At 52.4% G+C, this 820-nt stretch carries 1 protein-coding gene; it reads left to right on the top strand.

Translation table 11 applies throughout. The features are described 5' to 3' along the window. Positions 1-63: 63 nt before the first annotated feature. Positions 64-768: an IS6-like element IS26 family transposase gene (locus tag OKB87_RS23530; protein WP_001067855.1), complete on the top strand. Its 705-nt coding sequence runs from the start codon at positions 64-66 to the stop codon at positions 766-768. Positions 769-820 lie beyond the last annotated feature (52 nt).

Genomic DNA, 820 nt, shown 5'->3' on the forward strand with positions numbered 1-820 from the left:
GGCACTGTTGCAAATAGTCGGTGGTGATAAACTTATCATCCCCTTTTGCTGATGGAGCTGCACATGAACCCATTCAAAGGCCGGCATTTTCAGCGTGACATCATTCTGTGGGCCGTACGCTGGTACTGCAAATACGGCATCAGTTACCGTGAGCTGCAGGAGATGCTGGCTGAACGCGGAGTGAATGTCGATCACTCCACGATTTACCGCTGGGTTCAGCGTTATGCGCCTGAAATGGAAAAACGGCTGCGCTGGTACTGGCGTAACCCTTCCGATCTTTGCCCGTGGCACATGGATGAAACCTACGTGAAGGTCAATGGCCGCTGGGCGTATCTGTACCGGGCCGTCGACAGCCGGGGCCGCACTGTCGATTTTTATCTCTCCTCCCGTCGTAACAGCAAAGCTGCATACCGGTTTCTGGGTAAAATCCTCAACAACGTGAAGAAGTGGCAGATCCCGCGATTCATCAACACGGATAAAGCGCCCGCCTATGGTCGCGCGCTTGCTCTGCTCAAACGCGAAGGCCGGTGCCCGTCTGACGTTGAACACCGACAGATTAAGTACCGGAACAACGTGATTGAATGCGATCATGGCAAACTGAAACGGATAATCGGCGCCACGCTGGGATTTAAATCCATGAAGACGGCTTACGCCACCATCAAAGGTATTGAGGTGATGCGTGCACTACGCAAAGGCCAGGCCTCAGCATTTTATTATGGTGATCCCCTGGGCGAAATGCGCCTGGTAAGCAGAGTTTTTGAAATGTAAGGCCTTTGAATAAGACAAAAGGCTGCCTCATCGCTAACTTTGCAACAGTGCC

Origin of the sequence: Aeromonas sp. Y318-1, from assembly GCF_027706125.1 — a bacterium.
Classification (GTDB): Bacteria; Pseudomonadota; Gammaproteobacteria; order Enterobacterales; family Aeromonadaceae; genus Aeromonas; species Aeromonas hydrophila.

What these genes read in the sequence shown, in the direction of transcription:
- OKB87_RS23530 (WP_001067855.1), top strand. Translation starts at nt 64, where the DNA reads ATGAACCCATTCAAAGGCCGGCATTTTCAGCGTGACATCATTCTGTGG.